Annotated in this window: 23 protein-coding genes; 13 read left to right on the forward strand and 10 right to left on the reverse strand. The window is 73.6% G+C overall.

The window, feature by feature from the left end; genetic code table 11:
- Window positions 1-98: 98 nt before the first annotated feature.
- The 4 genes from pgm to BS73_RS30040 all read left to right on the forward strand — a co-directional run bounded on the left by pgm (window position 99) and on the right by BS73_RS30040 (window position 5871).
- On the forward strand, window positions 99-1724 hold the full coding sequence (gene pgm, locus BS73_RS30025; RefSeq protein ID WP_037577608.1) for a phosphoglucomutase (alpha-D-glucose-1,6-bisphosphate-dependent): 1626 nt from the start codon (window positions 99-101) through the stop codon (window positions 1722-1724).
- Window positions 1721-2989 (forward strand): glycogen synthase, encoded by a 1269-nt coding sequence (glgA, locus tag BS73_RS30030; RefSeq protein ID WP_322987300.1) that lies wholly within the window; start codon window positions 1721-1723, stop codon window positions 2987-2989. The genes pgm and glgA overlap by 4 nt, the downstream gene beginning before the upstream one ends.
- Window positions 2990-3115: 126 nt before the next feature.
- Window positions 3116-4339, forward strand: coding sequence for a glucose-1-phosphate adenylyltransferase (glgC, locus tag BS73_RS30035; RefSeq protein ID WP_037581788.1), 1224 nt, complete (start codon window positions 3116-3118; stop codon window positions 4337-4339).
- A 122-nt stretch (window positions 4340-4461) separates the two neighbouring features.
- The gene (locus BS73_RS30040; protein WP_037577609.1) at window positions 4462-5871 is read left to right on the forward strand and encodes a glutamate decarboxylase; all 1410 of its coding nucleotides are present in this window, start codon (window positions 4462-4464) and stop codon (window positions 5869-5871) included.
- Between the two features lie 4 nt (window positions 5872-5875).
- Here the strand turns inward: BS73_RS30040 and BS73_RS30045 are convergent, their stop codons facing one another.
- The 3 genes from BS73_RS30045 to BS73_RS30055 all read right to left on the reverse strand — a co-directional run bounded on the left by BS73_RS30045 (window position 5876) and on the right by BS73_RS30055 (window position 8728).
- Window positions 5876-6751 (reverse strand): acyltransferase domain-containing protein, encoded by an 876-nt coding sequence (locus BS73_RS30045; RefSeq protein WP_051941136.1) that lies wholly within the window; start codon window positions 6749-6751, stop codon window positions 5876-5878.
- Window positions 6752-6900: 149 nt separating this feature from the next.
- Window positions 6901-7962 carry an adenosine deaminase family protein gene (locus tag BS73_RS30050; protein ID WP_051941137.1) on the reverse strand — a complete coding sequence of 354 codons (1062 nt, stop codon included), beginning with the start codon at window positions 7960-7962 and terminating at the stop codon, window positions 6901-6903.
- 64 nt (window positions 7963-8026) lie between these two features.
- Window positions 8027-8728 carry a TetR/AcrR family transcriptional regulator gene (locus tag BS73_RS30055; RefSeq protein WP_063837090.1) on the reverse strand — a complete coding sequence of 234 codons (702 nt, stop codon included), beginning with the start codon at window positions 8726-8728 and terminating at the stop codon, window positions 8027-8029.
- Window positions 8729-8901: 173 nt separating this feature from the next.
- Here BS73_RS30055 and BS73_RS30060 point away from each other — a divergent pair, with 173 nt between their 5' ends.
- The 6 genes from BS73_RS30060 to BS73_RS30085 all read left to right on the forward strand — a co-directional run bounded on the left by BS73_RS30060 (window position 8902) and on the right by BS73_RS30085 (window position 15557).
- A complete protein-coding gene (locus BS73_RS30060) occupies window positions 8902-9813 on the forward strand; it encodes an ABC transporter permease (protein WP_037577610.1) in 912 nt (303 codons plus the stop codon).
- Window positions 9806-10663, forward strand: a complete 858-nt coding sequence (locus BS73_RS30065; protein WP_407675090.1) for an ABC transporter ATP-binding protein — start codon at window positions 9806-9808, stop codon at window positions 10661-10663. The genes BS73_RS30060 and BS73_RS30065 overlap by 8 nt, the downstream gene beginning before the upstream one ends.
- Window positions 10664-10774: 111 nt before the next feature.
- Entirely contained in the window at window positions 10775-11803 is a 1029-nt protein-coding gene (locus BS73_RS30070; protein ID WP_051941138.1) for a cytochrome c oxidase assembly protein, read from the forward strand.
- Window positions 11804-11921: 118 nt separating this feature from the next.
- A complete protein-coding gene (locus BS73_RS30075) occupies window positions 11922-12641 on the forward strand; it encodes a DedA family protein (RefSeq protein WP_063837091.1) in 720 nt (239 codons plus the stop codon).
- Window positions 12642-12759: 118 nt separating this feature from the next.
- A complete protein-coding gene (gene ggt, locus BS73_RS30080; RefSeq protein ID WP_051941139.1) occupies window positions 12760-14643 on the forward strand; it encodes a gamma-glutamyltransferase in 1884 nt (627 codons plus the stop codon).
- 110 nt (window positions 14644-14753) lie between these two features.
- A complete protein-coding gene (locus tag BS73_RS30085; RefSeq protein WP_037577611.1) occupies window positions 14754-15557 on the forward strand; it encodes an exodeoxyribonuclease III in 804 nt (267 codons plus the stop codon).
- A 46-nt stretch (window positions 15558-15603) separates the two neighbouring features.
- Here the strand turns inward: BS73_RS30085 and BS73_RS38460 are convergent, their stop codons facing one another.
- The 5 genes from BS73_RS38460 to BS73_RS30110 form a co-directional block, all read right to left on the reverse strand.
- Window positions 15604-16710: a mannosyltransferase family protein gene (locus tag BS73_RS38460; RefSeq protein ID WP_161789719.1), complete on the reverse strand. Its 1107-nt coding sequence runs from the start codon at window positions 16708-16710 to the stop codon at window positions 15604-15606.
- Window positions 16711-17122: 412 nt separating this feature from the next.
- Window positions 17123-18397, reverse strand: coding sequence for an amidohydrolase family protein (locus BS73_RS30095; RefSeq protein ID WP_051941141.1), 1275 nt, complete (start codon window positions 18395-18397; stop codon window positions 17123-17125).
- Window positions 18397-19713, reverse strand: a complete 1317-nt coding sequence (locus BS73_RS30100; protein ID WP_037577613.1) for an amidohydrolase family protein — start codon at window positions 19711-19713, stop codon at window positions 18397-18399. The genes BS73_RS30095 and BS73_RS30100 overlap by 1 nt, the downstream gene beginning before the upstream one ends.
- Before the next feature lie 9 nt (window positions 19714-19722).
- A complete protein-coding gene (locus BS73_RS30105) occupies window positions 19723-20640 on the reverse strand; it encodes an SDR family NAD(P)-dependent oxidoreductase (protein ID WP_037577614.1) in 918 nt (305 codons plus the stop codon).
- A complete protein-coding gene (locus tag BS73_RS30110) occupies window positions 20640-21446 on the reverse strand; it encodes an acetoacetate decarboxylase family protein (RefSeq protein ID WP_037577615.1) in 807 nt (268 codons plus the stop codon). Before BS73_RS30110 ends, BS73_RS30105 begins: the two co-directional genes overlap by 1 nt.
- A 45-nt stretch (window positions 21447-21491) precedes the next feature.
- Here BS73_RS30110 and BS73_RS35230 point away from each other — a divergent pair, with 45 nt between their 5' ends.
- Window positions 21492-22169 carry a TetR/AcrR family transcriptional regulator gene (locus tag BS73_RS35230; RefSeq protein ID WP_051941142.1) on the forward strand — a complete coding sequence of 226 codons (678 nt, stop codon included), beginning with the start codon at window positions 21492-21494 and terminating at the stop codon, window positions 22167-22169.
- A 250-nt stretch (window positions 22170-22419) separates the two neighbouring features.
- Here the strand turns inward: BS73_RS35230 and BS73_RS38990 are convergent, their stop codons facing one another.
- Window positions 22420-23334 carry a lysozyme family protein gene (locus tag BS73_RS38990; RefSeq protein WP_051941143.1) on the reverse strand — a complete coding sequence of 305 codons (915 nt, stop codon included), beginning with the start codon at window positions 23332-23334 and terminating at the stop codon, window positions 22420-22422.
- 50 nt (window positions 23335-23384) lie between these two features.
- Window positions 23385-23675, reverse strand: coding sequence for a hypothetical protein (locus BS73_RS30125; protein ID WP_051941144.1), 291 nt, complete (start codon window positions 23673-23675; stop codon window positions 23385-23387).
- Between the two features lie 214 nt (window positions 23676-23889).
- Between BS73_RS30125 and BS73_RS30130 the strand changes: the two genes are divergently transcribed.
- Together BS73_RS30130 and BS73_RS30135 are read left to right on the forward strand one after the other, a co-directional pair.
- Window positions 23890-24759 (forward strand): nitrilase-related carbon-nitrogen hydrolase, encoded by an 870-nt coding sequence (locus BS73_RS30130; RefSeq protein WP_037577616.1) that lies wholly within the window; start codon window positions 23890-23892, stop codon window positions 24757-24759.
- Window positions 24760-24773: 14 nt separating this feature from the next.
- Complete coding sequence (locus BS73_RS30135; protein WP_084704457.1) at window positions 24774-26150, forward strand: aspartate aminotransferase family protein; 1377 nt, start codon at window positions 24774-24776, stop codon at window positions 26148-26150.
- Window positions 26151-26158 lie beyond the last annotated feature (8 nt).

Consider the following 26158-nt stretch of genomic DNA (forward strand, 5'->3'; position numbering starts at 1 on the left):
GCCACGCGGGGGGACTGCACCGGGTCTGCGGTGGGTAGTGACATCGCCAGAGGTTAGCCTGCTCTTGATCGCACACAGTGACGAGACGGAGGCTGAACATGGTGGACGCGCGCGCCGGCGAACGGGCGATCCCGGCGGACCTCGTCGATGTGTCCAGGCTGGTGACGGCGTACTACGCCCTCCGCCCGGACCCTGACGAGCCGTCGCAGCGCGTGGCCTTCGGCACCTCGGGCCACCGCGGCTCCTCGCTGCACACCGCTTTCAACGAGTGGCACATCGCCGCCACCACCCAGGCGATCTGCGACTACCGGGCCGCCCAGGGCATCGGCGGCCCGCTGTTCCTCGGCATCGACACCCACGCCCTCTCCGAGCCGGCCCGAGCCACCGCCCTGGAGGTGCTGGCGGCCAACGGCGTCACCGTCCTGCTGGACGAGGGGGACGGCTACACCCCCACCCCGGCCGTCTCCCACGCCATCCTGACCCACCGTCAGCACCGGGCCGACGGCATCGTGGTGACCCCCTCCCACAACCCGCCCACCGACGGCGGCTTCAAGTACAACCCGCCGAACGGCGGGCCGGCCGGCTCCGACATCACCGGCTGGATCCAGGACCGCGCCAACCAGCTGATCAAGGACGGCCTGGACGGCGTGCGCCGGATCCCGTACGCCCGCGCGCTGGCCGCGGAGACCACCCAGCGCTACGACTTCACCGGCCGCTACGTGGACGACCTGCCCAGCGCGCTGGACCTGGACGCGGTCCGGGAGGCCGGGCTGCGGATCGGCGCCGACCCGCTCGGCGGCGCCTCGGTCGGCTACTGGGGCCGGATCGCCGAGACCCACCGCCTCGACCTCACCGTGGTCAACCCGGAGATCGACCCCACCTGGCGGTTCATGACGCTGGACTGGGACGGGAAGATCCGGATGGACTGCTCCTCGCCGTATGCGATGGCCTCGCTGATCGAGCGCCGCGACCAGTACGCCATCGCCACCGGGAACGACGCCGACTCCGACCGGCACGGCATCGTCACCCCGGACGGCGGGCTGCTCAACCCCAACCACTTCCTGGCGGTGGCCATCGAGTACCTCTACGCCCACCGGGACGGCTGGCCCGCGGCGACCGGGGTGGGCAAGACCCTGGTCTCCTCCTCGATGATCGACCGGGTGGCCGCCGACCTCGGCCGCAAGCTGGTCGAGGTGCCGGTGGGCTTCAAGTGGTTCGTCGACGGGCTGCTCGGGGCGGCCATCGGGTTCGGCGGCGAGGAGTCCGCCGGGGCCTCCTTCCTCCGCCGCTCCGGCCATGTCTGGACCACCGACAAGGACGGCATCCTGCTGGCCCTCCTCGCCTCCGAGATCACCGCGGTCACCGGGGAGACCCCCTCCCAGCGCTACGCCAAGCTGACCGAGCGGCACGGCGCCCCGGCGTACGCCCGGATCGACGCGCCCGCCGACCGCGAGCAGAAGGCCCGGCTGTCCCGGCTCTCCGCGGACCAGGTCGGCGCCGAGAGCCTGGCCGGGGAGCCGATCACCGCGGTGCTCACCGAGGCGCCGGGCAACGGGGCGGCGGTCGGCGGCGTGAAGGTCTCCACCGAGAGCGCCTGGTTCGCCGCTCGCCCGTCGGGCACCGAGGACGTGTACAAGATCTACGCCGAGAGCTTCCGCGGACCGGAGCATCTGGCCCAGGTCCAGGACGCCGCGAAGGAGTTGGTGAACGGAGTGCTGGGGTGACGCCGCCGGCGGGTACGGACGCCGAGCGCCTTCGCATCGGGTTGCTGACCCGGGAGTACCCGCCGTCCGTGTACGGCGGGGCCGGGGTGCACGTCGAGTTCCTCGCCCGCGCGCTGCGCTCGCTGGTCGATCTGCGGGTGCACTGCTGGGCGGAGCCGGACGCGAAGCCGCCGGCCGAGCCGGACGCCACCCCGCACACCCACGCGGCCGCGCTGGACCACGCCGATCTGGCGCTGCGTGTCCTCTCCACCGACCTGACCATGGTGGACGCCGTCGCGGGCGCCCAGCTGGTGCACTCCCACACCTGGTACGCCAACCTGGCCGGCCATGTCGCGAAGCTGCTGCACGGCGTCCCGCATGTGATGACCGCGCACTCGCTGGAACCCCTCCGCCCGTGGAAGGCCGAGGAGCTGCGCGGCGGCTACGCGGTCTCGCGGTGGATCGAGCGGACCGCGGTGGAGTCCGCGGACGCGGTGATCGCGGTCTCCGAGGGGATGCGCCGCGACCTCGTCGACTGCTACCCGGCGCTGGCCGACCGCCCGGACCGGGTGCACGTCGTCCACAACGGCATCGACACCCGGCTGTTCCGCCCGGTGCCGGAGACCGACGCGCTGCGCCGGCACGGCATCGACCCGGAGCGCCCCACGGTGCTCTTCGTCGGCCGGATCACCCGCCAGAAGGGCGTGCCCCATCTGCTGCGGGCGGCGAAGGCGTTCGACCCGGGCGTGCAGCTGGTGCTGTGCGCGGGCGCGCCGGACAGTAAGGCCCTGGACGAGGAGTTCCGCGCGCTGGCCGGTGAGCTGCGGCGGACCCGGGAGCACGTCTTCTGGATCCCGGAGATGCTGCCCCGCGCGGAGCTGGTGCAGTTCCTGAGTCAGGCCTCGGTCTTCGTCTGCCCCTCGGTCTACGAGCCGCTGGGGATCGTCAACCTGGAGGCGATGGCCTGCGGTACGGCGGTGGTGGCCAGCGACGTGGGCGGGATCCCGGAGGTCGTGGAGGACGGGCGGACGGGGCTGCTTGTGCCCTGCGGCGAGCCGGCGGCCTTCGAGGCGGGGCTGGCCGAGGCGGTCGGCTCGCTGATCGGGGACCCGGGGCGGGCCGCCGAGTTCGGCCGGGCGGGCCGCGAGCGCGCGGTGGCGAGGTTCGGCTGGGACGCGATCGCGGCCCGCACCGTCGCGGTCTACCACGCGGCGCTGGCCGTCGCCGGCGGAGCCGGGGGAGGACCCGGCACCGAGGCGGACACAGGTAAGGGCGCGGCGAGTTGACGGTTGGTCAGGCGGCCTGAGCCGCCGCGGCCGCGGTCCGCCGAGCCGCCGGAGCGGCGGTACGGCGGGGCGAGGTGGGCGGCGGCGACCGGCGGCAGTCGGCGGACAGGGGAGGGCGGGATGCTGATGGATCCCGGTGTGGGCGGCCGTGTGCTCGGAATGGTGCTGGCGGGGGGTGCGGGGAAGCGGCTGATGCCGCTCACCGCCGACCGGGCGAAACCCGCGGTGCCGTTCGGCGGCGGTCACCGGCTGGTCGACTTCGTGCTGTCCAACCTGGTCAACGGCGGGATCCGGCGGATCTGCGTGCTGACCCAGTACAAGAACCACTCGCTGGACCGGCACATCACCCAGACCTGGCGGATGGCCGGGCTCCTCGGCGACTACATCACCCCGGTCCCCGCCCAGCAGCGGCTCGGCCCGCGCTGGTACCTCGGCAGCGCGGACGCCATCTACCAGTCGCTCAACCTGGTCCACGACGAGCAGCCGGACCACATCGTGGTCTTCGGCGCCGACCACGTCTACCGGATGGACCCGCGCCAACTCCTCCAGCGGCATGTGGAGTCCGGGGCCGGGGTCACCGTCGCCGGGATACGCGTGCCGCGCGCCGAGGCCTCCGCCTTCGGCGTGATAGCCACCGGCCCCGACGGCCGCCGGGTGGACGCCTTCCTGGAGAAGCCCGAGCAGCCGCCGGGGCTGCCCGGCAGGCCGGACACCTCCCTGGTCTCCATGGGCAACTACGTCTTCACCACCAAGGTGCTGCTGGACGCCCTCCAGCGGGACGCCGAGGACGAGGGCTCCGCCCACGACATGGGCGGCTCGCTGCTGCCCCAGCTGGTCGAGCGCGGCCAGGCGCAGGTCTACGACTTCGACGACAACCACGTCCCCGGCGAGACCGAGCGCGACCACGGCTACTGGCGGGACGTCGGCACCCTGGACGCCTACTACGCCGCCCACCGCGACCTGATCTCGATCCACCCGGTCTTCAACCTCTACAACCGGCACTGGCCGATCTACACCCAGCCCGCGCAGCGCCCGCCGGCCAAGTTCGTGGCCGGCGGGATCGCGGGGGAGTCCATGGTCTCGGCCGGCTGCATCATCAGCGGTCAGGTCACCGGCTCGGTGCTCGGCCCCGGCACGCTGATCGAGGCCGGAGCGGTGGTACAGGACTCGGTGCTGATGGACGGGGTGCGGGTGGGCCGCGGGGCGGTGGTGCGGCGGGCCATCCTGGACAAGAACGTCGAGGTGCCGCCGGGCGCGGTGGTGGGGGTGGACCCGGACCGCGACCGGGAGCTTTACACGGTCTCGCCGGGCGGAGTGGTGGCCCTGGGCAAGGGCCGCCGGGCCGAGTGACCGGGGTCGCCGGGCCGGGTAAGCGGACCGGCGCGTTCCTACCGCTGCGGCTTACCCGCCGGTGGAAGACTGCCGTGCGTCCGCAGCGCCCGTGATCGACAGAACGTGCAGGGAGACCGCAGGTGAACCACCAGCGCAAGACCCGCGACGAGAAGGACAGGCTGTCCGTCAACCCCCTGGTCGGAGAGGCCAATCCGGCCGCCGGGATGGAGGCCGCGCCGCCCCGCAACCGGTTGGACGCCGGGCCGATCGCGGCCTCCGCGGCCTACCAGCTGATCCACGACGAGCTGATGCTGGACGGCAACGCCCGGCTCAACCTGGCGACCTTCGTCACCACCAGCATGGAGCCGTTCGCCGAACGGATCATGACGGAGTCGCAGGACAAGAACATGATCGACAAGGACGAGTATCCGATGACAGCGGAGCTCGAACAGCGCTGCGTCGCGATACTGGCCGATCTGTGGCACGCCCCGGACCCCTCGCACGCGGTCGGCTGCTCCACCACCGGCTCCAGCGAGGCCTGCATGCTGGCCGGGATGGCGCTCAAGCGCCGCTGGGCCCGGCGGCCCGAGAACGCCGAGCGCTACGCCTCCGGCGTCCGCCCCAACCTGGTGATGGGCATCAACGTCCAGGTCTGCTGGGAGAAGTTCTGCAACTACTGGGAGGTGGAGCCGCGGTACGTGCCGATGGAGGGCGACCGCTTCCACCTCGACCCGGAGGCCGCCGCCGAGCTCTGCGACGAGAACACCATCGGCGTGGTGGCCATCATGGGCTCCACCTTCGACGGCTCCTACGAGCCGGTCGGCGAGCTCTGCGCCGCCCTGGACCGGCTCCAGGAGCGCGCAGGCCACGACGTCCCGGTGCACGTGGACGGGGCCTCGGGCGGGATGGTGGCGCCGTTCCTCGACCCCGACCTGGAGTGGGACTTCCGGCAGCCCCGGGTGGCCTCGATCAACACCTCGGGCCACAAGTACGGGCTGGTCTACCCGGGCGTCGGCTGGGCGATCTGGCGGGACCGCGAGGCGCTGCCGGACGAGCTGGTCTTCCACGTCAACTACCTCGGCGGCGACATGCCGACCTTCGCCCTCAACTTCTCCCGGCCGGGCGCCGAGGTGGTCGCCCAGTACTACTACTTCCTGCGGCTGGGCCGGGACGGCTACCGCGCGGTCCAGCAGGCCAGCCGGGACGTGGCGACCCACCTGGCCCGGGAGATCTCCGCGCTGGACTCCTTCCGGATGCTCACCTGGGGCGACGAACTGCCGGTCTTCGCCTTCACGGTGAAGGACGAGGTCACCGCGTTCAACGTGTACGACGTCTCGCGGCGGCTGCGCGAGCGCGGCTGGCAGGTCCCGGCGTACAGCTTCCCGGCGAACCGGGAGGACCTCTCGGTCCTGCGGGTGGTGTGCCGCAACGGCTTCTCCATGGACCTGGCCGACCTGCTGCTCCAGGACCTCAAGCGGCTGCTGCCCGAGCTCCACGCCCAGCCCGGCCCGCTGCATCCGGCGATGACCTCCACCGGCTTCCACCACTGAGGGCTCAGGGCCTGTCGCGGAGCACACCCCGCCTGGCGTGCCAGTGACCGCCCGTCAGGAGCCGCTCCACGACGGCGTGCTGGAGCCGGGAGCGGCAGGGCAGTGTCGACAGATCGACAGGCGGTCGGACGCCGAAGACGAAGTACACCACGTCCTCGTCCGCGGGGGCGTCCGGTCCCGCCCCGTCGGCCGGTTCGAAGCGCCGCTGGAAGCGGAGGATGTTGGACTCGGCCGGCAGCGCCTCCCGCAGCGCCGGATCCAGCAGCCAGGAGTGGCATTCGATCCGGCGAGGCGGCTCGCCGAACCAGCGGGCCCAGCCGCCGGGTTCGCCGAGCGCGGCGAGCGACTCGTCCACCGCGTGCGGGTGCAGCGGGCCGGACTCCGGGATGTGGAGGGTCACCGCCCCCGGGGAGAGGTGCTCGGCCTGGAGCCGGCCGAGGGTGACGATCCGCCCGGTCCAGGTGCGCAGCAGCCAGCCGGGGGTGTCGATGCCGAACCGGCCGCCGGAGGAGCGGCGGTAGAGGCGGGCCTGCCGGCCGAGTTCGGCCAGGGAGTCGGCGGAGGCCCGGGCGGGTATGCCGCGGCGCCGGTGGTGGGCGCGGGCGGCCTCCGCGGTCTCGGCGAAGACCAGGGCGTCCGCGGCCGGCTCCTCCGGATGCGGGGGCGCCGGCGGGCGGTGCCGCGGCCCGGCGGTGTGTGGGCCGTCCAACGGCTGCCGCGCGGGCGGCGGTTCCTCCTCCACGCGGCCGATCCAGCCGCGCACCCTCGCGATCCGCTCGGCGACCAGCGGCGCGAGCGCCGGGTCCCGGCGGATCCGGGCGAAGGCGCCGGGCGCCTCCGCACGGTCCTCGTCGGTCAGCAGTAGGTCGCCAAGTCGCATGCGGCCATTGTCCTCAGCCGCCGTCCCGCCGGGAGAGCCCGGGGCGTCCCGGCGGCGTCCGGAGGCCGGTGCCGAACCCCGTTCCGAAGCCCGTGCCGACGCCCGTTCCGGCGCCCGTCTCCGCGCCCGCGCCGCCCGCCGCCCGCCGCCTATCGCGCCGTCAGCCGGCCGATCTCGCGCTCGAAGTCGGTGCGCAGCCGCGCCCGCTCCGCCTCGTCCAGCCAGGCCGCGTCGACTCCGGCCAGGGCCAGTTCGGCCGCCTCCTCGCGGTCCAGCCGCAGGAAGCCGCCCATGACGGCGAAGGCATCGCCGGGGCCGCTGCCGAAGATCGCCGGGTCGCCGGTGGCGAGGACGCAGCGCAGCCCGGCGTCCAGCATCGCCCGGATGTTGCGCCGCCGCCGCGTGGTCAGCCTCGGGACCGAGGTGTCGGCGCAGACCGTGAACGGCACCCGCTGCTCCCGGAAGCGGTCCAGCAGGATCGGATCGGCCAGCAGGTTGCAGCCGTGGTCGATCCGCTCGCAGCCGAGGACGTCCACGCAGACGGCGGCGGACCGGGGCGGGCCCTCGGCGAGGGTCCCGGTGTCCTCGCAGGCGTGCGCCGTGCGGCGGAGTCCGGCCTCCCCGGCGATCCGGAAGGCCTCGGCGAAGAGCTCGGGCGGGCCCGCGCCCTCGGCCGAGTCCAGGCCGACGCCGGCCACCAGGCCGTCGTCGGAGGAGAGCTCCTCGACCACCTCGCGGACCATCTCCACGGCGAGGTCCGGCGACTCCGCCCGGTTGACCGAGGGGATCAGCCGGCAGCGGACGCCGAACTCCTCCTCGGCCCGCCGGATGCCCTCCCGCAGCCCGGCCAGCTGCGTCCGGTAGGGGACGTCGGCCTTGCGGTGGTCGGTCGGGTCGAAGGCCATCTCGCGGTAGCGGAGGTTCTCCGTCCGCGCCGGCTCGGCCAGCGAGGCGTACGCCGCCTCGGCGAAGTCCCGCTCGTCGCGCAGCGCGGCCGCCAGTGCGGCGCGGAGGGCGCGGAAGGTGCGGGGGTCGCGGAAGGAGTAGAGGTCCTGGGGACCGGTGGCCCCCGCCGGCAGCGGGACGCCGTTGCGCCGGGCGATGGCCCAGGCGGTCTCCGCCGGGATCGCGCCCGTCAGGTGGCAGTGGAGGTCGGTCTTCGGCAGTCGGCGCAGGAACTCCTCGTCGGCCGTCGGCTTCAGCTGGTCCACCGGTACCGCCTCTTTCGTCGGCTTTCGTCAGCTTTCGTCGGCTGAGCCATTCCCGCCAGGGCGGTTACCCCGACGTGCCCCGGGAACCGGAGGCGGCCGGTCCGGCCGCCGGGGCCGCGATCGCGGCCGCGCGCAGCGCCGCCACCGTGGACGCCGTCAGCCGGTCCAGGAAGCCGCGCGGCAGGGGCGCCCGGACGACGGCGAGGTGCCAGTAGAGCGGGCCCGCGATCAGGTCGAGGGCGAGGTCAGGGTCGATCTGCCGGGCCAGCTCCCCGCGGTCCACGGCCTTGGCGATCATGGCCGCGGTGGACTCCAGCTGGGCCCCGCGGAGGGTGCGCTCCAGCAGCTGGCCGATCTCCGGCGAGCGGGCCGCCTCGGCCAGCAGGTCGGGGATGATCTGCGAGGCCAGCGGGGTGCGGAGGGCCCGGGTCACCATCCCGGCGAACAGCCGCAGGTCGCCGACCAGGGATCCGGTGTCGGGGAGGATGGCGCCCAGCGACACGAACTCGGAGACGACGTCTATCACCATCACCGGCTTGGACTTCCACCGCCGGTAGACGGCGGTCTTGCCCACGCCCGCCCGGCGGGCGACCCCCTCGATGGAGAGCCTCCCGTACCCGGAGGCGGCCAGCTCCTCGAAGACGGCGTCCCGCAACGCCTCCGTGATGTCGTCCCGAAGGACCGCCGCACCGGCCGGCTGTCGGGTCTCGCGGCGGGCGGGACGGGCCGGCGGAGCGGTGGTCGCGGCGGTGTCGGTCGGCTCCATACGGCCGAGTGTAGCGTGACGACGATACGGTTGCGTTCCGACGCGCGATGCCCTAGCGTTCCGGCAGTATCGGCTACGACGGTACGGTACCGTCCTGTCGCAGTCCTTAACTGGAATCTGGAATCGCGAACCGGCCAGACCGAACAGCCGGCGGATCTCCGCTGGGGAGGAACATGTCCACGGTGTACGAGCAGGGTCCGGCGGTCACGACCGTCGCGGACCCGAACGCCGGACTCAGTCCGGTGGAGTTGGCGCGCAAATACGGCCTGGCCGTCTCGGGCGCCCGCCCTTCGTTGCGCGAGTACACGCGCCAGCTGTGGAACCGGCGGCACTTCATCGTGTCGTACGCCACCGCCCGGCTCACCGCGATGTACACCACCGCGAAGCTGGGGCAGATCTGGCAGGTCGCCACGCCGATCCTGAACGCGGCGGTGTACTACCTGATCTTCGGCGTGCTGCTGGCCACCAGCCGCGGCATCCCGAACTACATCGCCTATCTCTGCACCGGCATCTTCACCTTCCAGTTCACCCAGTCGGCGGTGCTGGCCGGCACCCGGTCGATCGCGGACAACCTGGGGCTGATCCGGGCGCTGCACTTCCCGCGGGCCTGCCTGCCGATCGCCATGACGGTGATCCAGCTCCAGCAGCTGTTCTTCTCGGTGCTGGTGCTCGGCGTGATCAACCTGCTGACCGGTGAGCCGTTCGACGCCCGCTGGGCGCTGATGATCCCGACGCTCTTCCTGCAGTTCGTCTTCAACGCCGGGCTGGCCATGTTCATGGCCCGGATCGGCGCCAGGACCACGGACACCGCGCAGCTGATGCCGTTCATCCTGCGCACCTGGATGTACATGTCCGGGATCTTCTACTCGCTCAAGGGCCACGTCTCCGGCCACCTGCTGGACGTTCTGAACTTCAACCCGGCGATGACCTACATCTCGCTGATGCGGTACTCGATGATGCAGTCGTTCACCTCGGCCGACCTGCCCCGGCACGTCTGGGCGATGGCCGTCGGGTGGGCCGTCGTCGTCGGGATCGGCGGCTATGTGTTCTTCTGGAAGTCCGAGGAGGAGTACGGCCGTGGCTGACGAGAACGTGAAGACGACCATCGACGACAGCAGCGCGTCGGCGACCGGCGAGGCCGGGATCACCGAGAAGTGGATCCCCAAGGAGCGCTCCCACGAGCCGACCGTGGTCTGCGACGACGTCCACATCGTCTACAAGATCCACGGTGCGGGCTCCGGCAAGGGCTCGGCGACCTCCGCGCTCTCCCGGATCATCTCCCGCAAGTCCTCGCCGACCATCCGCGAGGTGCACGCCGTCAAGGGCGTCAGCTTCACCGCCTACAAGGGCGAGGCGATCGGCTTGATCGGCTCCAACGGATCCGGCAAGTCGACCATCCTGCGGGCCATCGCCGGCCTCCTCCCGCCCGAGCGCGGCAAGATCTACACCGAGGGCCAGCCCTCCCTCCTCGGCGTCAACGCGGCCCTGATGAACGACCTCACCGGGGAGCGGAACGTCGTCCTCGGCTGCCTCGCCATGGGGATGAGCTCGGCCGAGGTGCGCAGCCGGTACGAGGGGATCGTCGACTTCTCCGGCATCAACGAGCGCGGCGACTTCATCTCGCTGCCGATGCGGACCTACTCCTCCGGTATGGCCGCCCGGCTGCGGTTCTCCATCGCCGCCGCCAAGTCGCACGACGTGCTCCTCATCGACGAGGCGCTGGCCACCGGTGACGTCCGGTTCCAGAAGCGCTCCGAGGGCCGGATCCGCGAGCTGCGCGAGGAGGCCGGAACGGTCTTCCTGGTCTCGCACAACAACAAGTCCATCCGCGACACCTGCGAGCGCACCCTGTGGCTCGAGGGCGGAGTGCTCCGCGCCGACGGTCCCACCGAGGAGATCGTCTCCGAGTACGAGAAGTGGATGAAGAAGAAGTAGGAGTCCCCCCGCCCCCGCCGGGTTCGTTCGCGACACCGGCGGGGGCGGTGCCGTTCGCGGCGCCGGCGAGGAGGAGAATCGTCCGCGGTCGGGACGAAAGGAACCAACACCATGCCGCAGCCGCTGGCCGCCGCGACGTACGCCGGCCCGCCGGAGTGGACGCTCGGGCGGGTCTTCACCAGCTGGCAGTTCGAGCCCGCGGTGGTCGCCGTCGCGGTGCTCGCCGCGGCGGCGTACCTGTACGGGGTGGCGCGGGCCCGGCGCCGGGGGGCGGGCGCGTGGGCGCCCGGGAAGACCGCGGCCTTCCTCGGCGGGCTGGCGCTCTGGGTCTTCACCACCTGCTCCGGCCTCGGCGTGTACGAGCGGGTGCTCTTCACCGACCGGGCGGTGCAGGCGGTCACCCTGCTGATGATCGTCCCGCTGCTGCTGGCCATGGGCGGCCCGGTCGGCCTGCTGGTCGCCGCCTGCGGCCCGGGCTCGCGCGGGGAGCGCTGGATCACCGGCGCGCTGCGCAGCCCGGTCTCGCAGTTCCTGATGTTCCCGCTGGTCTCCACGGTGGTGCTGATGCTCCCGCCGTGGCTGTTCTACTTCACCGGCTGGTACGCGGCGGCGCTCCGCGGCGGCGCCGCCGACACCCTGTTCCATCTCGGCTTCGTCCTCCTCGGGATGGTCTACTTCTGGCCCCGGCTGCAGATCGACCCGGTGGCGAAGCACTACCACCCGCTCTTCTCCATCCTGGTGACGGTGGGCGAGGTGATCGCGGACGCGGCGCTCGGCTTCGTGATGGTCTTCGGCTCGCACCACTTCGCCCACCTCTACCGGCCCTGGGGGATGGACCCGGTGGACGACGTGAAGTGGGGCGGCGCCACCCTCTGGGGCCTCGGCGACATCGCCGGGCTGCCGTTCCTGGCCGCGCTGATCGTCCGGGTGGTCCGCGAGGAGCGGACCAGGACCGCCGAGGTGGACCGGCAGCTGGACGAGGCGGAGGCGGCCGAGGCCGCGGAGACCGCGCGGGCCGCCGCCGCGGCCGTCGCCCTGGGCGAGCCCGAGCCCGAGCCGCCCGCGCAGCAGGGCCTGGCCCGGCCCTGGTGGGAGACCGACCCCCGGTTCGCCCACCGCTACGGACGGCCCTCCTCCTGAGCCGGAGAACGTCGGGCCGGACGGGAACTGCCGCCCGGTGAGCGGGCGTTCATAGTCATGCGGTAGAAAGATCCCGGGGGACGGCGCTTTGTCGTGCGCACAGATCGGATCCCCCGCCATGTTCTCCAACCTTGCCGTCGACCCCATGAGCGGCGGCTCGGTACTCGCCGCCTTCGGGGCGCTCGGCGTGCTGGTCGTGACCTTCGCCGAGTCCGGGCTGCTGGTCGTCGGCTTCCTGCTGCCCGGGGACACCCTGATCTTCCCGGCCGGAGTGCTCTGCGCCGGGGGGCAGTTGTCGCTCTGGGAGGTGCTGGCCTCCGCGGCGGTCGGCTCCTTCCTCGGCGGCCAGGTCGGCTACGAGATCGGCCGGCGCGGCGGCCGGCCGCTGCTGGCCAGGAGCCACAGCCGCCAGCTCGGCGAGGGCGTCGCCCGGGCCGAGCGGCTGCTCTCCCGCTACGGGTTCGGCAAGGCCATCGTGCTGGGCAAGTTCGTGCCGCTGGCCCGGACCGTGCTGGGGCCGGTCGCGGGGATCCTGGAGGTGCCCGCGCGCACGTATCTGCTGTGGCAGGCGGTCGGCACCCTGGCCTGGAGCCAGAGCCTGGTGCTGGCCGGCTACTACCTGGGCACCTCGGTGCCCGGCGTGGACCGGTACCTGCTGCCGATCGTGGCCGCCGTGGTGGTGGTCTCCGCGGCGCCGCTGCTGATCCAGCTGGTCCGGGCCCGGCGGGCGCGGGCGGCCGCCGGCAGCAGGGTGGTGGCGGTGCACGACCTCCCCGAGAAGCCGCAGGACCCGCCGAAGCCGAAGCCGAACGCCTCCGGCGGCTCCCGGCTGCGCTGAACGCCTCGGGGCGCCGGGCAGGTCCTGCGGGGGCGTTGTGGTCGACGGGGTGAGCGTGACGTAATGGACCGTTGACCCGGTGTCAGACGCGCGCCACCGCGCTCCAGGAGGTCCGGACATGCCCCTGAACCACCTGAAACACCCCAGGCGCCACCCCGGTTCGAGAAGCCTCGCGCTGGCCGCCGCCGGCGCGCTGCTGGCGAGCCTGGCGGGGACGGCGGCCGCCGGCCCGTCCGCCGCGGCCGGCACCCCCGCCGGCACCGCTCTTCCGAAGACCCCCGTGGCCACCGGTTACGGCGGCGCCGTGGCCAGCGTCGACGCGGACGCCACCGCGGCCGGGATCCAGGTGCTGCGGGAGGGCGGCAACGCGGTGGACGCCGCCGTCGCCACCGCCGCCGCCCTCGGCGTCACCGAGCCGTTCTCCTCCGGGATCGGCGGCGGCGGGTACTTCACCTACTACAACGCCCGTACCGGGAAGGTCTCCACGATCGACGGACGGGAGACCGCCCCCGCCGCCGACGACCAGAACCTCTTCGTCGAGAACGGCAAGCCGCTCCCCTTCGCCGACGCCGTCACCAGCGGCCTCTCCACCGGCGTCCCCGGCTCGCTGGCCACCTGGAGCGACGCCCTGCGGCAGTGGGGCACCCGCCCGCTCGGGCAGCTCTTCCGCCCGGCCGAGCGGATCGCCCGCTCGGGCTTCACCGTCGACCAGACCTTCCATGACCAGGTCGCCCAGAACCAGACCCGGTTCGCGGCCTTCCCGGCCACCGCGAAGATCTATCTGCCCGGCGGCCGGCCCCCGGCCGTGGGCAGCGTGCTGCGCAACCCCGACCTGGCCCGCACCTACGACGAGATCGGCAGCGCGGGGATCGGCGCGCTGTACGGCGGGGACATCGGGCGAGACGTGGCCGCCACCGTCCAGCATCCGCAGACCACGCCGGGCACCCCGCTCACCGTCCGCCCCGGCAGACTGGCCGTCTCCGACCTGGCCGGGTACGCGGTGAAGCGGCAGGCGCCGACCCACGAGAACTACCGCGGCCTGGACGTCTACGGCATCGCCCCGTCCTCCTCCGGCGGCACCACCACCGGCGAGGCGCTCGACATCCTCCAGCACTTCGACCTCAAGGACGCCTCGCAGACCCAGTACCTCCACGACTTCCTGGAGTCCACCCGGCTGGCCTTCGCCGACCGCAACCGCTGGGTCGGCGACCCGGCCTACGAGAACGTCCCCACCCGGCAGTTGACGTCCCCTCAGTTCGCGGACAGCCGGTACTGCCTGATCTCGCCGACCAGCTCGCCGAGCGGCCCGGTCGCGCCCGGCGACCCGTACGGCGGCAGCGGCTGCCCGTCCGCCGGCGCGTCCAGGGCCGTGCCCACCGGCTACGAGGGCACCAACACCACCAACATGACGGTCGCCGACCGTTGGGGGAACGTCGTCGAGTACACCCTGACCATCGAGCAGACCGGCGGCAACGCCATGGTGGTCCCCGGGCGCGGCTTCCTCCTCAACAACGAGCTGACCGACTTCGACTTCGTGCCGCTGGTCGCCGGGGTGCCGGATCCCAACCTGCCGGCCGCGGGGAAGCGGCCGCGCTCCTCGATCTCGCCGACCATCGTGCTGGACCACGGGAGATTCGACTTCGCCACCGGCTCGCCGGGCGGGGCCACCATCATCACCACCGTGCTGCAGATCCTCCTCGGCCACATCGACCGGGGGCTGAGCCTGGAGGACGCCATCGCGGCCCCGCGGGCCAGCCAGCGCAACTCGGCCAACGGCGGGACCGACGTCGAGCAGGCCTTCCTCGACCAGCCCTACGCGGCCGGGCTGAAGGCGCTCGGCGAGACCTTCAACGCGCCGGCCGAGATCGGCGCGGCCACCGGGATCCAGGCGCTGCCGGGCCCGGAGTCGTCCAGGCCGGGGCTCGGGGCCGGCTACCAGGCCGCCGCCGAGCCGGTGCGCCGGGGCGGCGGCTCGGCGGCGGTGGTGCGGCCGGCCGGATAGCGGCGGGGCGGGCCGGGGCCGACTCCTCCGCGTTGTCGTACCCACCGGGTACATTCGGGGGAGTCGACCCGCCCGCGTCCCGCCCCGTCACAGAAACCGGAAGCCGAGCCGTGACCGTCCGCATCGCCACCTGGAACATCAACTCCGTGACCGCGCGGCTGCCCAAGCTGCTGGAGTGGCTGAGCTCCGCCGCACCGGACGTGGTCTGCCTCCAGGAGCTGAAGTGCTCCACCGAGGCCTTCCCGTACGAGGCCGTGGAGGCCGCCGGGTACCAGGCGGCCGCGCACGGCACCGGCCGGTGGAACGGCGTGGCGATCCTCTCCCGGATCGGCGTCGAGGACGTCGTCCGCGACCTCCCGGGCCAGCCCGGCTTCCTCGCCGAGGACGCCATGCTGGAGGTCCTGGAACCGCGGGCGATCGCCGCCACCTGCGGCCCGGTGCGCGCCTGGTCGGTGTACGTGCCGAACGGGCGCGAGGTCGACCACGCCCACTACGCCTACAAGTTGAAGTGGCTGGGCGCCCTGCGGGACGCCGCCGCCGAGGACGCGGCCGGCTCCAGGCCGTTCGCCGTCCTCGGCGACTACAACGTGGCCCCGACCGACGAGGACGTCTGGGACCCGTCGCTCTTCGTGGGCGCCACCCACGTCACCCCGGCCGAGCGCGAGGCGCTGGCCGCGCTGCGCGCCACCGGGCTGGAGGACGTCTACCCGCGCGCCCTCAAGTACGACCGCCCGTACACCTTCTGGGACTACCGCCAGCTGGCCTTCCCCAAGAACAACGGGATGCGGATCGACCTGGTCTACGGCAACCCCGCGTTCCGGTCCGCGGTCTCGGACGCCTATGTCGACCGCGAGGCGCGCAAGGGCAAGGGCACCTCGGATCACGCCCCGGTCGTCGTCGACCTGGACCTCTGAGCCGGGCCGCCGGCGGCCGGGGCCCGTCGGCCACCGGTGCGACCGGCTACGGCGCCGTCAGCGAGACGAAGACCAGGTAGCCGCCGTAGAGGGCGGAGGCCCCCGCGGAGGCGGCCAGCACCGCGGCCCTGGAGCCGCGCGAGCGGACCTTCGCCAGGGCCACCGCCATCGGGATCATCAGCGGGAAGCCGGGCAGCAGGAAGCGGTCCCGGGAGGCGAAGTGCGCCGCGTCCCCGAGGGAGATCAGCAGTAGCACCGCCGAGTAGGCCAGGAACGGCAGCGGCTGGCGCTGGATCACGCCGATCACCAGCAGCAGCACCGAGCCGAGGAGGATGCAGGCGGTGACCGGGGTGGTGAGGTAGAGCTCCTTCGGGGTGGTCACCATCACCCGCAGCGCATGGCCGGTCTCCATCCCGAAGTCGAACTTGGACCCCCACAGGTCCTGCACCCGGAAGTAGCCGTCCCAGCGGTGGAGCACCGCGCCGGTCCAGACGATGAAGCCGACCCAGCCGAGCGGGGACAGCGCCGCGGCGGCGACCGGCCGCCAGGGCCAGGGCCGGGACAGCGGTCGGGACTGCGGCCGGGCCCCGGCCCGCCGGCTCAGGTACAGATGCGCCCCGGCGGCGACGATCACCGCCGCCGCCACCGCGACCCCGGTCGGCCGGGTCAGCCCCGCCAGCCCCGCCAGCACCCCGGCGGTCAGCCAGCGCCTGCGCAGCAGCGCCCACAGCGCCCACGCCGCGAAGGCGGTGAAGAGCGGCTCGCTGTAGGCCATGGATTCGACGACCGCGTACGGTGCCGCACCCCACAGCAGGGTGGTGTAGAGAGCGGTCCGCCGGCCGTAGCGGGCGGCGACCGCGGAGAGGATCCCGGCCGCGGCGGCCAGCGAGCTCAGCCAGGCCACCAGCAGTGCGGCCGCGCCGACCGGCAGGAAGAAGAGCACCGTGTGGGCGGCCTTGATCAGCAGTGGGTAGACCGGGAAGAACGCCAGGTTGGTGTACTTGCCGTGGTGGTGCCCCGGGAGCGGGGAGATCAGGGTGTGGGCGTAGCCGTGGACGGCGATGTCCTGGTACCAGGCGGCGTCCCAGGCGTGGGCGAGGGCGTGGACGCCGTTGCGGTGGGCGGCCGCGCCCCAGGCGACGATCACCAGCACGCCGACCGCCCGCACCGCCGCGTACAGCGCGACGGCGGGAAGGGCCGCCCGTACGGCGGGCAGGGTGCGGCGGCCGAGCTCGGACAGTGTCCCGCGCAGGGCGGCGGCCGCGGCGGGGCGCGGGCCCGCGCGGGGCCCGGGGCCGGTTCCGGGGATCCCAGCGGCGCGGGCCGGGACGCGGCGTCGGCCCTGGCGGGCCGGCCGCGCGGCGCGGGGCCGTGGTCGGGATGGGGAGCCGGAGGTGAGGAGGCAGCCGTCACGGGCTCAGAATCGCATCCGGAAACCGGACGAATCGCCCGAGACGCCGTCATCACAACGTATGCCGACCTGGTTCCTGTGCGACTCTGGCTTTCCTCATATTCGGTCACCCACCGTTACCGCCACGGCCTCCCGCCGGTCTCCCGCCGTTCGCTCACCAGACCCGGACCTGCCCGCCCGGCGCGAAGACCGGGCTGGTGGCGTCCGGCGGCGGCGCGTCCAGCGGGCGGGCGACCTCCTCCACCAGCGGCCCGATCCCGGCCGCCGTCGCGTCCAGGGCGGCCAGGTCGAACCCGTAGACCCGGGCCGCGTTGCCGCCGACCATCGCCGCCACCTCGTCCTCCGGCAACCCGGCGTACGCGGCCCGGAGGGCCTCCGTGGTGTACGGGTAGACCCCCTCGTCGTGGGGGTAGTCGCTGCCCCACATCAGCTTGGACAGGCCGATCCGGTCGCGCAGCGGCACCTCGTGGGCGCGCATGAAGCTGGCTCCCACGTAGCAGTTCCGCTCCCAGTACTCCCGCGGGGAGCCGCCCACCGCCTCGGCCAGGCCGGCCCCGAACTTGGCCTCGGCGGTCGCCGCCCCGGTGGCTGCCCGGGTCAGCCGGGAGTGGTAGTACTCCAGCATGTCCAGCACCCCGGGGATCCAGCCGGAGCCCTGCTCGGTGAGTACCAGCCTCAGCTCCGGGAAGCGCCGGAACGCCCCGCCGAAGACCAGGTGCCACAGCGCCCGGTGGGAGAACCAGGTGGTCTCCACCATGAACACGGCCCGGGAGGCCGCGGTCTCCCCGAGGCCCGGCCCGGCCGAGCCGGCGTGGTGGTTGACCGGGGCGCCGAGCTCCGCGCAGACCGCCCAGATCGGGTCGTGCTCGGCCGAATGCAGCTCCGGTACGGGGGAGTTGGGCGGCACGCCGGGCAGCAGCACCCCGCCGAAGAGCCCGGCGCGGTGCGCCCGCCGGATCTCGGCGGCGGCCCGCTCGGCGTCCCCGAGGAGGATCTGGCAGACCCCCGCCCGGCGGCCCGGGGCCAGCCCGCAGAAGTCGGCCAGCCAGCGGTTGTGCGCCTCCAGCCCGGCCCAGCGCAGCTCGAACTCCCGGGCGCCGGTGGGCGGCGGGGCGCTGAGCGAGGCGGACGGGAAGAACGGTGGCACGGTGTTCGGGAAGATCACCTCGGCGGCGACCCCGTCCGCCTCCAGCTCGGCCAGCCGGCGCGGGGAGTCCCAGTTGCGGTCGGCCTCGGGGGCGACCAGGTCAGCGAAGGGGTTGACGTAGCCGGCCGCCCAGGCGTCGAACTCCTCGTGGAGACGGGCGGGGAGGTAGGGGCGGTAGTCCAGGAGGTCGGCGCCGGCGTGGCAGTCGGCGGAGATGACCGTGTAGCGCTCCCGGCGGTGCTCACCGCGGTCCTCCCGGCGGCCGTTCCGCGGGCCGGCCATCAGAGGGTCCTCCCCTCGGTGGGGGCGGCGGTGCCGATGAACGGGAAGTCGTGGCCGGTCAGCCAGTGCCGGCCGACCTCGCGGGCCGGCGCCCAGGCGGCCTCGACCGCCGACTGGTCGGCGGGCTGGCCGAGTTCGGCCGGGGTCGGCCCGATCCGTCCGGCGACGGGCGCCAGCGCGGCCGTGTCGAAACCGAAGACCTCGGCCGCGGACTCGCCCAGCATCCGGCGGGTCTCGGCGATCGGGACGTCGTGGAAGGTGGTGCGCAGCCACTCCCGGGTGCGCGGCCAGGTGCCCTCCGGGTGGGGGTAGTCGCTGCCCCAGCAGATGTTGCCCACCCCGATCTCGTACCGGTGGGCCAGCTCGCGCCGCTTGGTGTTGGTGGCGGCCACGAAGAAGTTGCGGTCCACGTACGCGCTGGGGGCCATCGACAGCTCGGCGAACGGGCTGAGCTTCTTGCCGCCGTGCGCGCCCAGGTAGAGCCGGTCCATGAACCACAGCAGGTTGGGCAGCTGCCAGCAGCCGGACTCGGCCACCCCGAAGCGCAGCCCGGGGAAGCGCTCGAAGACCCCCGACCACAGCAGGAACCAGAGCGGCCGGAAGGGCCACCAGGTCACTTCCGTCACATAGATCCCGAGGAAGTCACCGTACTCGTGGCGGGGGGCCGCGCCGGAGTGGGTGCAGGCCGGCATCCGCAGCTCCTCCAGCACCGCCCACACCGGGTCGTAGCGGCGGGAGTGGTACGGCTCCCGGCCCACCCACATGGAGGGGATCATCACCGCCCGCAGCCCCTCCGCGTGCGCCCGCCGCACCTCGGCCACCACGGCGTCCGGCTCGCCGGTGATCGGCAGCAGCGCGACCCCGCAACGGCGGTGCGGGCTGGGGCCGTCGGCGATGAACTCGGCCAGCCAGCGGTTGTGGGCGCGGGCCCCGGCGAGGCCCAGCTCCGGGTCCTGGTCGCCGGAGAGGCCGAGGCCGACGCCGAAGGGGGCGGCGGTGGAGGAGTCCACCGCGTCCGCGTCCGGGAAGACCACCTCGGCGGCGACCCCGTCGCCGTCCAGCTCCTTGTCGCGCTGGGTCGCGTCCCAGCCGCCGCGGAGGCCCTCGGCGTTCTCCTCGAACCACTTGGCGGCGAAGGCGTCGTTGCGGACGCCGAGACGGGTGGACTCCTCGATCCTGGACCGCGCCTCGACGAGGAACTCGTCGAACTGCCGGTGGTAGCGGGACTCCAGATAGGGCCGGTACCGCTCGGTGGGCAGGCCGGCGTGGCAGTCGGAGGAGACGATCAGATAGCGGTCCTCGGTCTCATCGGGCATGACGGTACGTCAGCTCCTCTCGCTGTCGTCAGCGTCGTCGTCCTCGTCGAGGACGAAATGCTCCAGGTAGGACGGGGCGGACCGGTCGAGCATGGACTGCGCGCGGGCCCGGATCTGCCGGTCGCTGTGCTCGCTCGGCGGCAGCATCCAGAAGCGGTCGGCGGCGATCCCGCGCCACACCTCGTCGGCGACGTCCTCGACCGGGGTGAACTCGACCTCCTGGCCGGCCGCCCGCATCGCCGACTCCCACTGGTCCAGGGAGCGGTAAGGGGTGCGCCGGGGCCGGGACTTGGCATACCTCTCGGGGCGGTTGCGGTGGGACTCCCAGAGGCCGGTGCGCAGCATGTGCGGGCCGGGGAAGAGGACGGAGGCGCCGATCGGCGCCCGCTCGGCCCGCAGATGGGCGTAGAGCGACTCGGTGATGGTCACCACCGCCGACTTGGTCACGGCGTACACCGAGGCGGTGGGCAGTGGGGCGATCCCGCCGTCCCCGGAGGAGGTGTTGACGATGTGGCCGGGGGTGCCGGCCGCCAGCATCCGGGGCACGAAGGCCTGGATGCCGTGGAAGACGCCCCACACGTTGACCGCGAAGGCCCAGCGCCAGTCCTGCGGGTCGTGCTCCCACATCCGGCCCTCGGCGCCGGAGCCGACCCCGGCGTTGTTGCAGACCACGTGCACCGCGCCATAGGCGCGGTAGGCGGCGTCGGCCAGGGCCCGGACCGACTCCGGCTCGGAGACGTCGGTGGGCACGCCGACGGCGGTGCCGCCCTCCTCGCGGATGCCGGCCACCGCCTTGTCCAGCGCGGGTTCCTCGACGTCGGCGAGCACCACCCGGAGGCCCTCGCCGGCGAACCGGCGGGCCATGGCCAGCCCGATCCCGCCGGCGGCGCCGGTCACCACGGCGACCTGATCCCTCGTCAGCTCCATCAGGCGGCACCGCCGTTCGCCGGCCCGGGGGGAGCGTCGGTGATCTGCCGCGGGTCGTCGTAGCGCTGGTGGAGGTAGGGGAGGAGGGCCTGGGCGCTGACCCGCTCGGCGACCCGGCCGCGCTGGTCGGAGGTCTTCTCGCCGACGGTCAGCTCGCGCAGCCGGCGTACCGGCAGGTCCGCGACCGGGTCGTAGGCCGACTCGCGGAGGATCACCTCTCCGGTGAGCCGCTCCAGCCGGCGGACGCGCTCCCGGCGGAGGCAGTGCACCAGCAGCGGGTCGCCGTCGGTGCCGTCGCCGTCCACCGCGGGCAGCACCTTGAAGTAGAAGGCCAGCGACTCGCTCTCGGGCGGGAGCGGCAGCTCCTCGCTCACCCGGGCGTCCACCTCGGTGAAGGCGATCCCGTGCCGGACCATCCTGGCCAGCACCCGGTCGCCGTCCCGCTCGACGGTGACCTCGCCGAGCTTCTTCGGCTCGCCGAACACCTCGCGTCCGGAGACCAGTGCCCGCTCGGTGCTCATCGGCATCACCAGGGCGTACCAGCCGGCCCGGTCCCCGTGCCGGGCGCTGACCGAGACCGACCCCGCCCCCAGCGGGTGGCCGAGGAGGTCGACCTGGCTGATGTTCAGCCGGACCAGGGCGTGCTCGTCCGGCTTGAGCGGGGGCGGCAGGACGGCGGCGACGGCGTCCGGGTCGGTCTCCCAGACGGCGGCCACCCCGGTGGACCAGATGTCCGGCAGCGGGCCCCCGGTGCGGGCCGCCGCGAGCTCCTCTTCGCTTCGCGCTGAATATCGGATCCGTTTCATGTAACAGGGTTACAGCGGATTCCGCGAAGGGTCCATACTTCTCGCATGGCGACGACGCGGCGGGCACCCCGGGAGTCACCGCTCACCCGGGACGCCGTCCTCGACGCCGCCGCCGCGCTGGTGCGCCGGGACGGGGTGGCCGCGCTCACCATGCGCGCCCTCGCCGCCGAGCTGGGCACCGCGGTCACCGCCATCTACTGGCACGTCGGCAACCGCGAGGCGCTGCTGGACGAGCTGGTCGCCCGGACGGTACGGGAGCTGGGGATGATCCGGGCGCGCGGGCGGACCCCCGCCGAGCGCGCCGAGTCGATCGCCCACGCGCTGCGCCGCGAACTCCTCGGCCACCCGCATCTGATCGCCCTGGTCCACGAGCGCGGGCTGACCGAGCTGATGATGCTGCCCGCCCAGCGGGCGCTGGCCGAGGAGGCGCACGCCGCCGGGCTGCGCGGGCAGCGCGCGGCGGAGGCGGTGCGCGCCGTACAGGTGCAGGTGATCGGCCATGTGCTGGTCGGGAGGGCGCGCGAGCGGGCACCCGAACAGCGGCCCGGGGAACCGGAGTTGTGGACGCCGGAGGCCACCGGCGACCCCGGCCTGGCGGCGGCGCTGGCCGCCCCGCTGGACGAGGACGCCCTCTTCACCCTCTCGGTACGGGCGCTGGTCCGCTCCCTCTGGGCGGGCGGCGGGGCTTCGGACGCCGGGACTGGCGGGACTTCGGACGCCTGACCAGCGGACGCCTGGGCAGCGGGCACCGGGTCTGCGGGCGCCGGGTCTGCGGGCGCCGGGTCTGCGGACGCCGGGTCTGCGGGCGCGCCGGGTCTGCGGGCGGCCGGCTTGCGAAGGGCGGGACCACGAACGGTGGCCCCGCGAGGGGCAAGACTGCGAAGGGCGCCCCCGCGAAGGGCGCCCCCGCGAAGGGCGCCCCCGCGAGGGGCCGGCCCCCGGACGGCCGTTAGCCGGAGCCCGCGCCCCGGGCTCAGTACCCGTGCGGCGGCCGGTTCGGGTCGGCCTGCTGGACGTTCTGGGCGAGGTTGGAGCCGTCCTTGCGGACCTGGTACGTGCCCATGCAGTAGTTCATCGCCGCCGCCGTGTTGGCCACCGGGTCGTAGATCTCCGTGGAGGTCCCCGGCTGGTGGTAGCGGGCGAAGGTGGCCGGGACGGTCTGGCAGGCGCCCCGGGAGCAGTTCGCCGGGGAGCCGTCCGCCATCGGCGCGCCATGGGCGTTGCTGTCGCCCTCGTTCACCTGGAAGCCGGGGGAGTTGTAGGCCGACTCGCGGGACATGATGGTCACCATCCCCTGCTCCCAGTTGGCCCGCGCCTGCGGGTCGGTGATGCCCATCGTGTCCAGCGCCTGGTCCACGTACTGCCGGCAGGCCGCTTCCCCGGAGGGCCAGGCGCCCTTGTCGCGGTAGGAGACCTGGTCCGGCGCGATCGCCTGGGCGTCGCTCTCGCCCGGGTGGGGGACCGGTCCGGTCGGGCCGCCCGGTCCGCTCGGTCCGCCCGGGCCGCCCGGCGGGAGGCCGCCGCCCGGGAGGCCGCCCTTTGCCCGCCCCTCGGCCTCGGCGTAGGCGTCCCTGGTCGCCTGCAGCTTCCCGGCGTCCTCGGCCAACTCGGGGGAGAGGGCGGCGTGTTCGGCGGTCACCTGGTGCGAGCGCTGGGCGGTCGCCGAAACGTCGGAGCGCACCTGCCCGGCGACCGTCGCCACCTCCTGCGGAGGACCGGTCACCGCGGTCGGGTCCACCGGGCGGGCGGCGCCGGCCGCCAGCGCGGCGTCGGCCTGCCGCAACCGCTGGTGGATCTCCGCCATCCGGGCACCGGCCGTCTCCAGCACCGCCGCCATCTCGTCCAGCTCGGTCAGCTGGACCTGGAACTCCCCCTGGGCGGTGGTCATCCCCCCGTCCCTCCCCTTCTCCACGGCGCTTCTGCGCTTCTGAGCGCCCGTCAGTACGCGTCGGCCAGCCGGCTCACGGTCTGCGCCAGCGCCTCCATGTCCTGCGCGGTGCGGTAGATCTCGTTCACCCGGGCCCGCTCATGGGCGATGAAGGCGTCCGCCGCCGCGCCCCGCCAGGTCAGCCGGTCCAGGGCCTGGTCGATCTGGGCGCCCTGGTCCTCGGTCTCCTTGGCCAGCCGGTCGATCTCGGCGGCGATCTCGCGCAGCCGCCCCTCGCCGCCCGCGAACATCTGGCCGATGACCTGGTGGGCGATCTGCCGCGGATCCGCCGGTGTCCCCATCCCCGCTCCCCTCGGAATCGCCCGGTCGACGGACGGCCGCGCCCGGGCAGTGGTCCGACGATACGTCAGTCGCCCAGACGGGCAGAAGTGTCGGCCCGGTTCCAGGTCGCCGAAGCACCACCCGAACGGTCCCGGCACGCCGTCTTGCGGCGGACTCCGCCGGGCGCGAAGCTCGAAGCTCCGAGGCGCGGAGGATCACGGGAGGTCAGTGCAGATGGCCGCAGCGCAGGAGCCCGCAGAGCGGATCGTTCGAGCCGCGATCGTGCAGGCGAAGTGGACCGGGGACACCGCGTCGATGGTGGACGCCCATGAGCGGCACGCGCGCGAGGCAGCCGCCCAGGGCGCCCGGATCATCGGCTTCCAGGAGGTCTTCAACGCCCCCTACTTCTGCCAGGTGCAGGACCCCGAGCACTACCGCTGGGCGGAGGCGGTCCCGGACGGCCCCACGGTCTCCCGGATGCGCGAACTCGCCCGCGAGCTGCGGATGGTGATGGTGGTCCCGGTCTACGAGGCGGAGGCCGGGCAGGACGGGATCTACTACAACACCGCCGCCGTCATCGACGCCGACGGCAGCTACCTGGGCAAGTACCGCAAGCACCACCTGCCCCAGGTGCACGGCTTCTGGGAGAAGTTCTACTTCCGCCCCGGCAACCTCGGCTTCCCGGTCTTCGACACCGCCGTCGGCCGGGTCGGCGTGTACATCTGCTACGACCGGCACTTCCCGGAGGGCTGGCGGGCGCTCGGCCTGGCCGGGGCGCAGATCGTCTTCAACCCCTCCGCGACCTCCCGCGGCCTCTCCGCCTACCTCTGGCAGCTGGAGCAGCCGGCGGCCGCCGTCGCCAACGAGTACTTCGTCGCCGCCATCAACCGGGTCGGCGTCGAGGAGTACGGGGACGACGACTTCTACGGCACCTCGTACTTCGTCGACCCGCGCGGCCAGTTCGTCGGCGAGGTCGGCTCGGACAAGGAGGAGGAGCTGATCGTCCGCGACCTGGACCTCGGCCTCCTGGAAGAGGTCCGGCACCAGTGGGCCTTCTACCGCGACCGCCGCCCGGACGCCTACGGGCCCCTCACCCAGGCCTGAGAGGAGCCCGCGCGATGGCCGAAAGCGACCGCCACCTCGGCAGCGACCGCCCCCCCGGCAGCGACCGCAGTCCCGGCAGCGACCGCCACCCCGGCAGCGGCCCGCAGGCCGAACTCCTGGCCCGCCACCGGGCGGTGACGCCCAGCTGGCTGTCCCTCTACTACCAGAGCCCGATCGAGCTGGTCCGAGGCGAGGGCCGGCACGTCTGGGACGCCGAGGGCCGCCGCTACCTGGACTTCTTCGGCGGCATCCTGACCACCATGACCGCCCACGCCCTCCCCGAGGTGACCAAGGCGGTCGCCGAGCAGGCCGGCCGGATCATCCACACCTCGACCCTCTACCTCTCCACGCCCATGGTCGAGCTGGCCGAGCGGATCGCCGAGCTCTCCGGCATCCCCGACGCCAAGGTCTTCTTCACCACCTCCGGCACCGAGGCCAACGACGCGGCCCTCCTCCTCGCCACCACCCACCGCCGCTCGAACCAGATCCTGGCCCTCCGCAACAGCTACCACGGCCGGTCGTTCTCGACGATCGGCATCACCGGCAACACCGCCTGGTCCCCGACCAGCCTCTCCCCGCTGCAGACCCTGTGGGTGCACGGCGGCGTACGGCACCGCGGCCCCTTCGCCGCCCTCTCCGACGCCGAGTTCATCGAGGCCTGCACCGCCGACCTGGAGGACATCCTCGGCCAGGCCGAGGGGACGGTCGCCGCCCTGATCGCCGAGCCGATCCAGGGCGTCGGCGGCTTCACCCAGCCGCCGGACGGCCTCCTCGCCGCCTTCAAGCGGGTGCTCGACCGGCACGGCATCCTGTGGATCACCGACGAGGTGCAGACCGGGTGGGGCCGTACCGGCGAGCACTTCTGGGGCTGGCAGGCGCACGCCGCCGCCGGGCCCCCGGACCTCCTCACCTTCGCCAAGGGGCTCGGCAACGGCCTCTCCATCGGCGGGGTGGTCGGCAGGGCCGAGCTGATGGACGGCCTCGGCGCCAACTCCATCTCCACCTTCGGCGGCTCCCCGGTCACCACCGCCGGCGCCCTGGCCAACCTCGACCACCTGCTGGCCCACGACCTCCAGGGCAACGCCCGCCGGGTCGGCGGGCACCTGATCAGCCGGCTCCGCACGGCCGCCGCCGGACTCCCGGTGGTGACCGACGTCCGCGGCCGGGGCCTGATGATCGGCGTCGAGCTCACCGACGGCGAGGCCGCCGCCCGCACCCTGGAGGAGGCCCGCGACCTGGGCCTGCTGATCGGCCGCGGTGGCCGCCGCGGCGACGCCCTGCGCATCGCCCCACCGCTCTCGCTCACCGAGGCGGAGGCCGGGGAGGGGGCGGACCTGCTGGTCCGGGCCCTCCGCCGGGTCTCCGACTCCCGTCCGCCCACCGAGGAGTGACGGCCCGT

This window comes from Phaeacidiphilus oryzae TH49 (assembly GCF_000744815.1).
Lineage (GTDB): Bacteria > Actinomycetota > Actinomycetes > Streptomycetales > Streptomycetaceae > Phaeacidiphilus > Phaeacidiphilus oryzae.

Excerpts from the sequence above, each read along its gene's own strand:
- BS73_RS30125 (WP_051941144.1), bottom strand. The coding sequence starts at position 23,675 with ATGGGGACACCGGCGGATCCGCGGCAGATCGCCCACCAGGTCATCGGC.
- glgC (WP_037581788.1), top strand. The coding sequence starts at position 3,116 with ATGGATCCCGGTGTGGGCGGCCGTGTGCTCGGAATGGTGCTGGCGGGG.
- BS73_RS38990 (WP_051941143.1), bottom strand. The coding sequence starts at position 23,334 with ATGACCACCGCCCAGGGGGAGTTCCAGGTCCAGCTGACCGAGCTGGAC.
- BS73_RS30135 (WP_084704457.1), top strand. The coding sequence starts at position 24,774 with ATGGCCGAAAGCGACCGCCACCTCGGCAGCGACCGCCCCCCCGGCAGC.
- BS73_RS35230 (WP_051941142.1), top strand. The coding sequence starts at position 21,492 with ATGGCGACGACGCGGCGGGCACCCCGGGAGTCACCGCTCACCCGGGAC.
- BS73_RS30110 (WP_037577615.1), bottom strand. The coding sequence starts at position 21,446 with ATGAAACGGATCCGATATTCAGCGCGAAGCGAAGAGGAGCTCGCGGCG.
- BS73_RS30095 (WP_051941141.1), bottom strand. The coding sequence starts at position 18,397 with ATGGCCGGCCCGCGGAACGGCCGCCGGGAGGACCGCGGTGAGCACCGC.
- BS73_RS30105 (WP_037577614.1), bottom strand. The coding sequence starts at position 20,640 with ATGGAGCTGACGAGGGATCAGGTCGCCGTGGTGACCGGCGCCGCCGGC.
- BS73_RS30060 (WP_037577610.1), top strand. The coding sequence starts at position 8,902 with ATGTCCACGGTGTACGAGCAGGGTCCGGCGGTCACGACCGTCGCGGAC.
- BS73_RS30070 (WP_051941138.1), top strand. The coding sequence starts at position 10,775 with ATGCCGCAGCCGCTGGCCGCCGCGACGTACGCCGGCCCGCCGGAGTGG.
- BS73_RS30045 (WP_051941136.1), bottom strand. The coding sequence starts at position 6,751 with ATGCGACTTGGCGACCTACTGCTGACCGACGAGGACCGTGCGGAGGCG.
- pgm (WP_037577608.1), top strand. The coding sequence starts at position 99 with ATGGTGGACGCGCGCGCCGGCGAACGGGCGATCCCGGCGGACCTCGTC.
- BS73_RS30055 (WP_063837090.1), bottom strand. The coding sequence starts at position 8,728 with ATGGAGCCGACCGACACCGCCGCGACCACCGCTCCGCCGGCCCGTCCC.
- ggt (WP_051941139.1), top strand. The coding sequence starts at position 12,760 with ATGCCCCTGAACCACCTGAAACACCCCAGGCGCCACCCCGGTTCGAGA.
- BS73_RS30130 (WP_037577616.1), top strand. The coding sequence starts at position 23,890 with ATGGCCGCAGCGCAGGAGCCCGCAGAGCGGATCGTTCGAGCCGCGATC.
- BS73_RS30075 (WP_063837091.1), top strand. The coding sequence starts at position 11,922 with ATGTTCTCCAACCTTGCCGTCGACCCCATGAGCGGCGGCTCGGTACTC.
- BS73_RS30100 (WP_037577613.1), bottom strand. The coding sequence starts at position 19,713 with ATGCCCGATGAGACCGAGGACCGCTATCTGATCGTCTCCTCCGACTGC.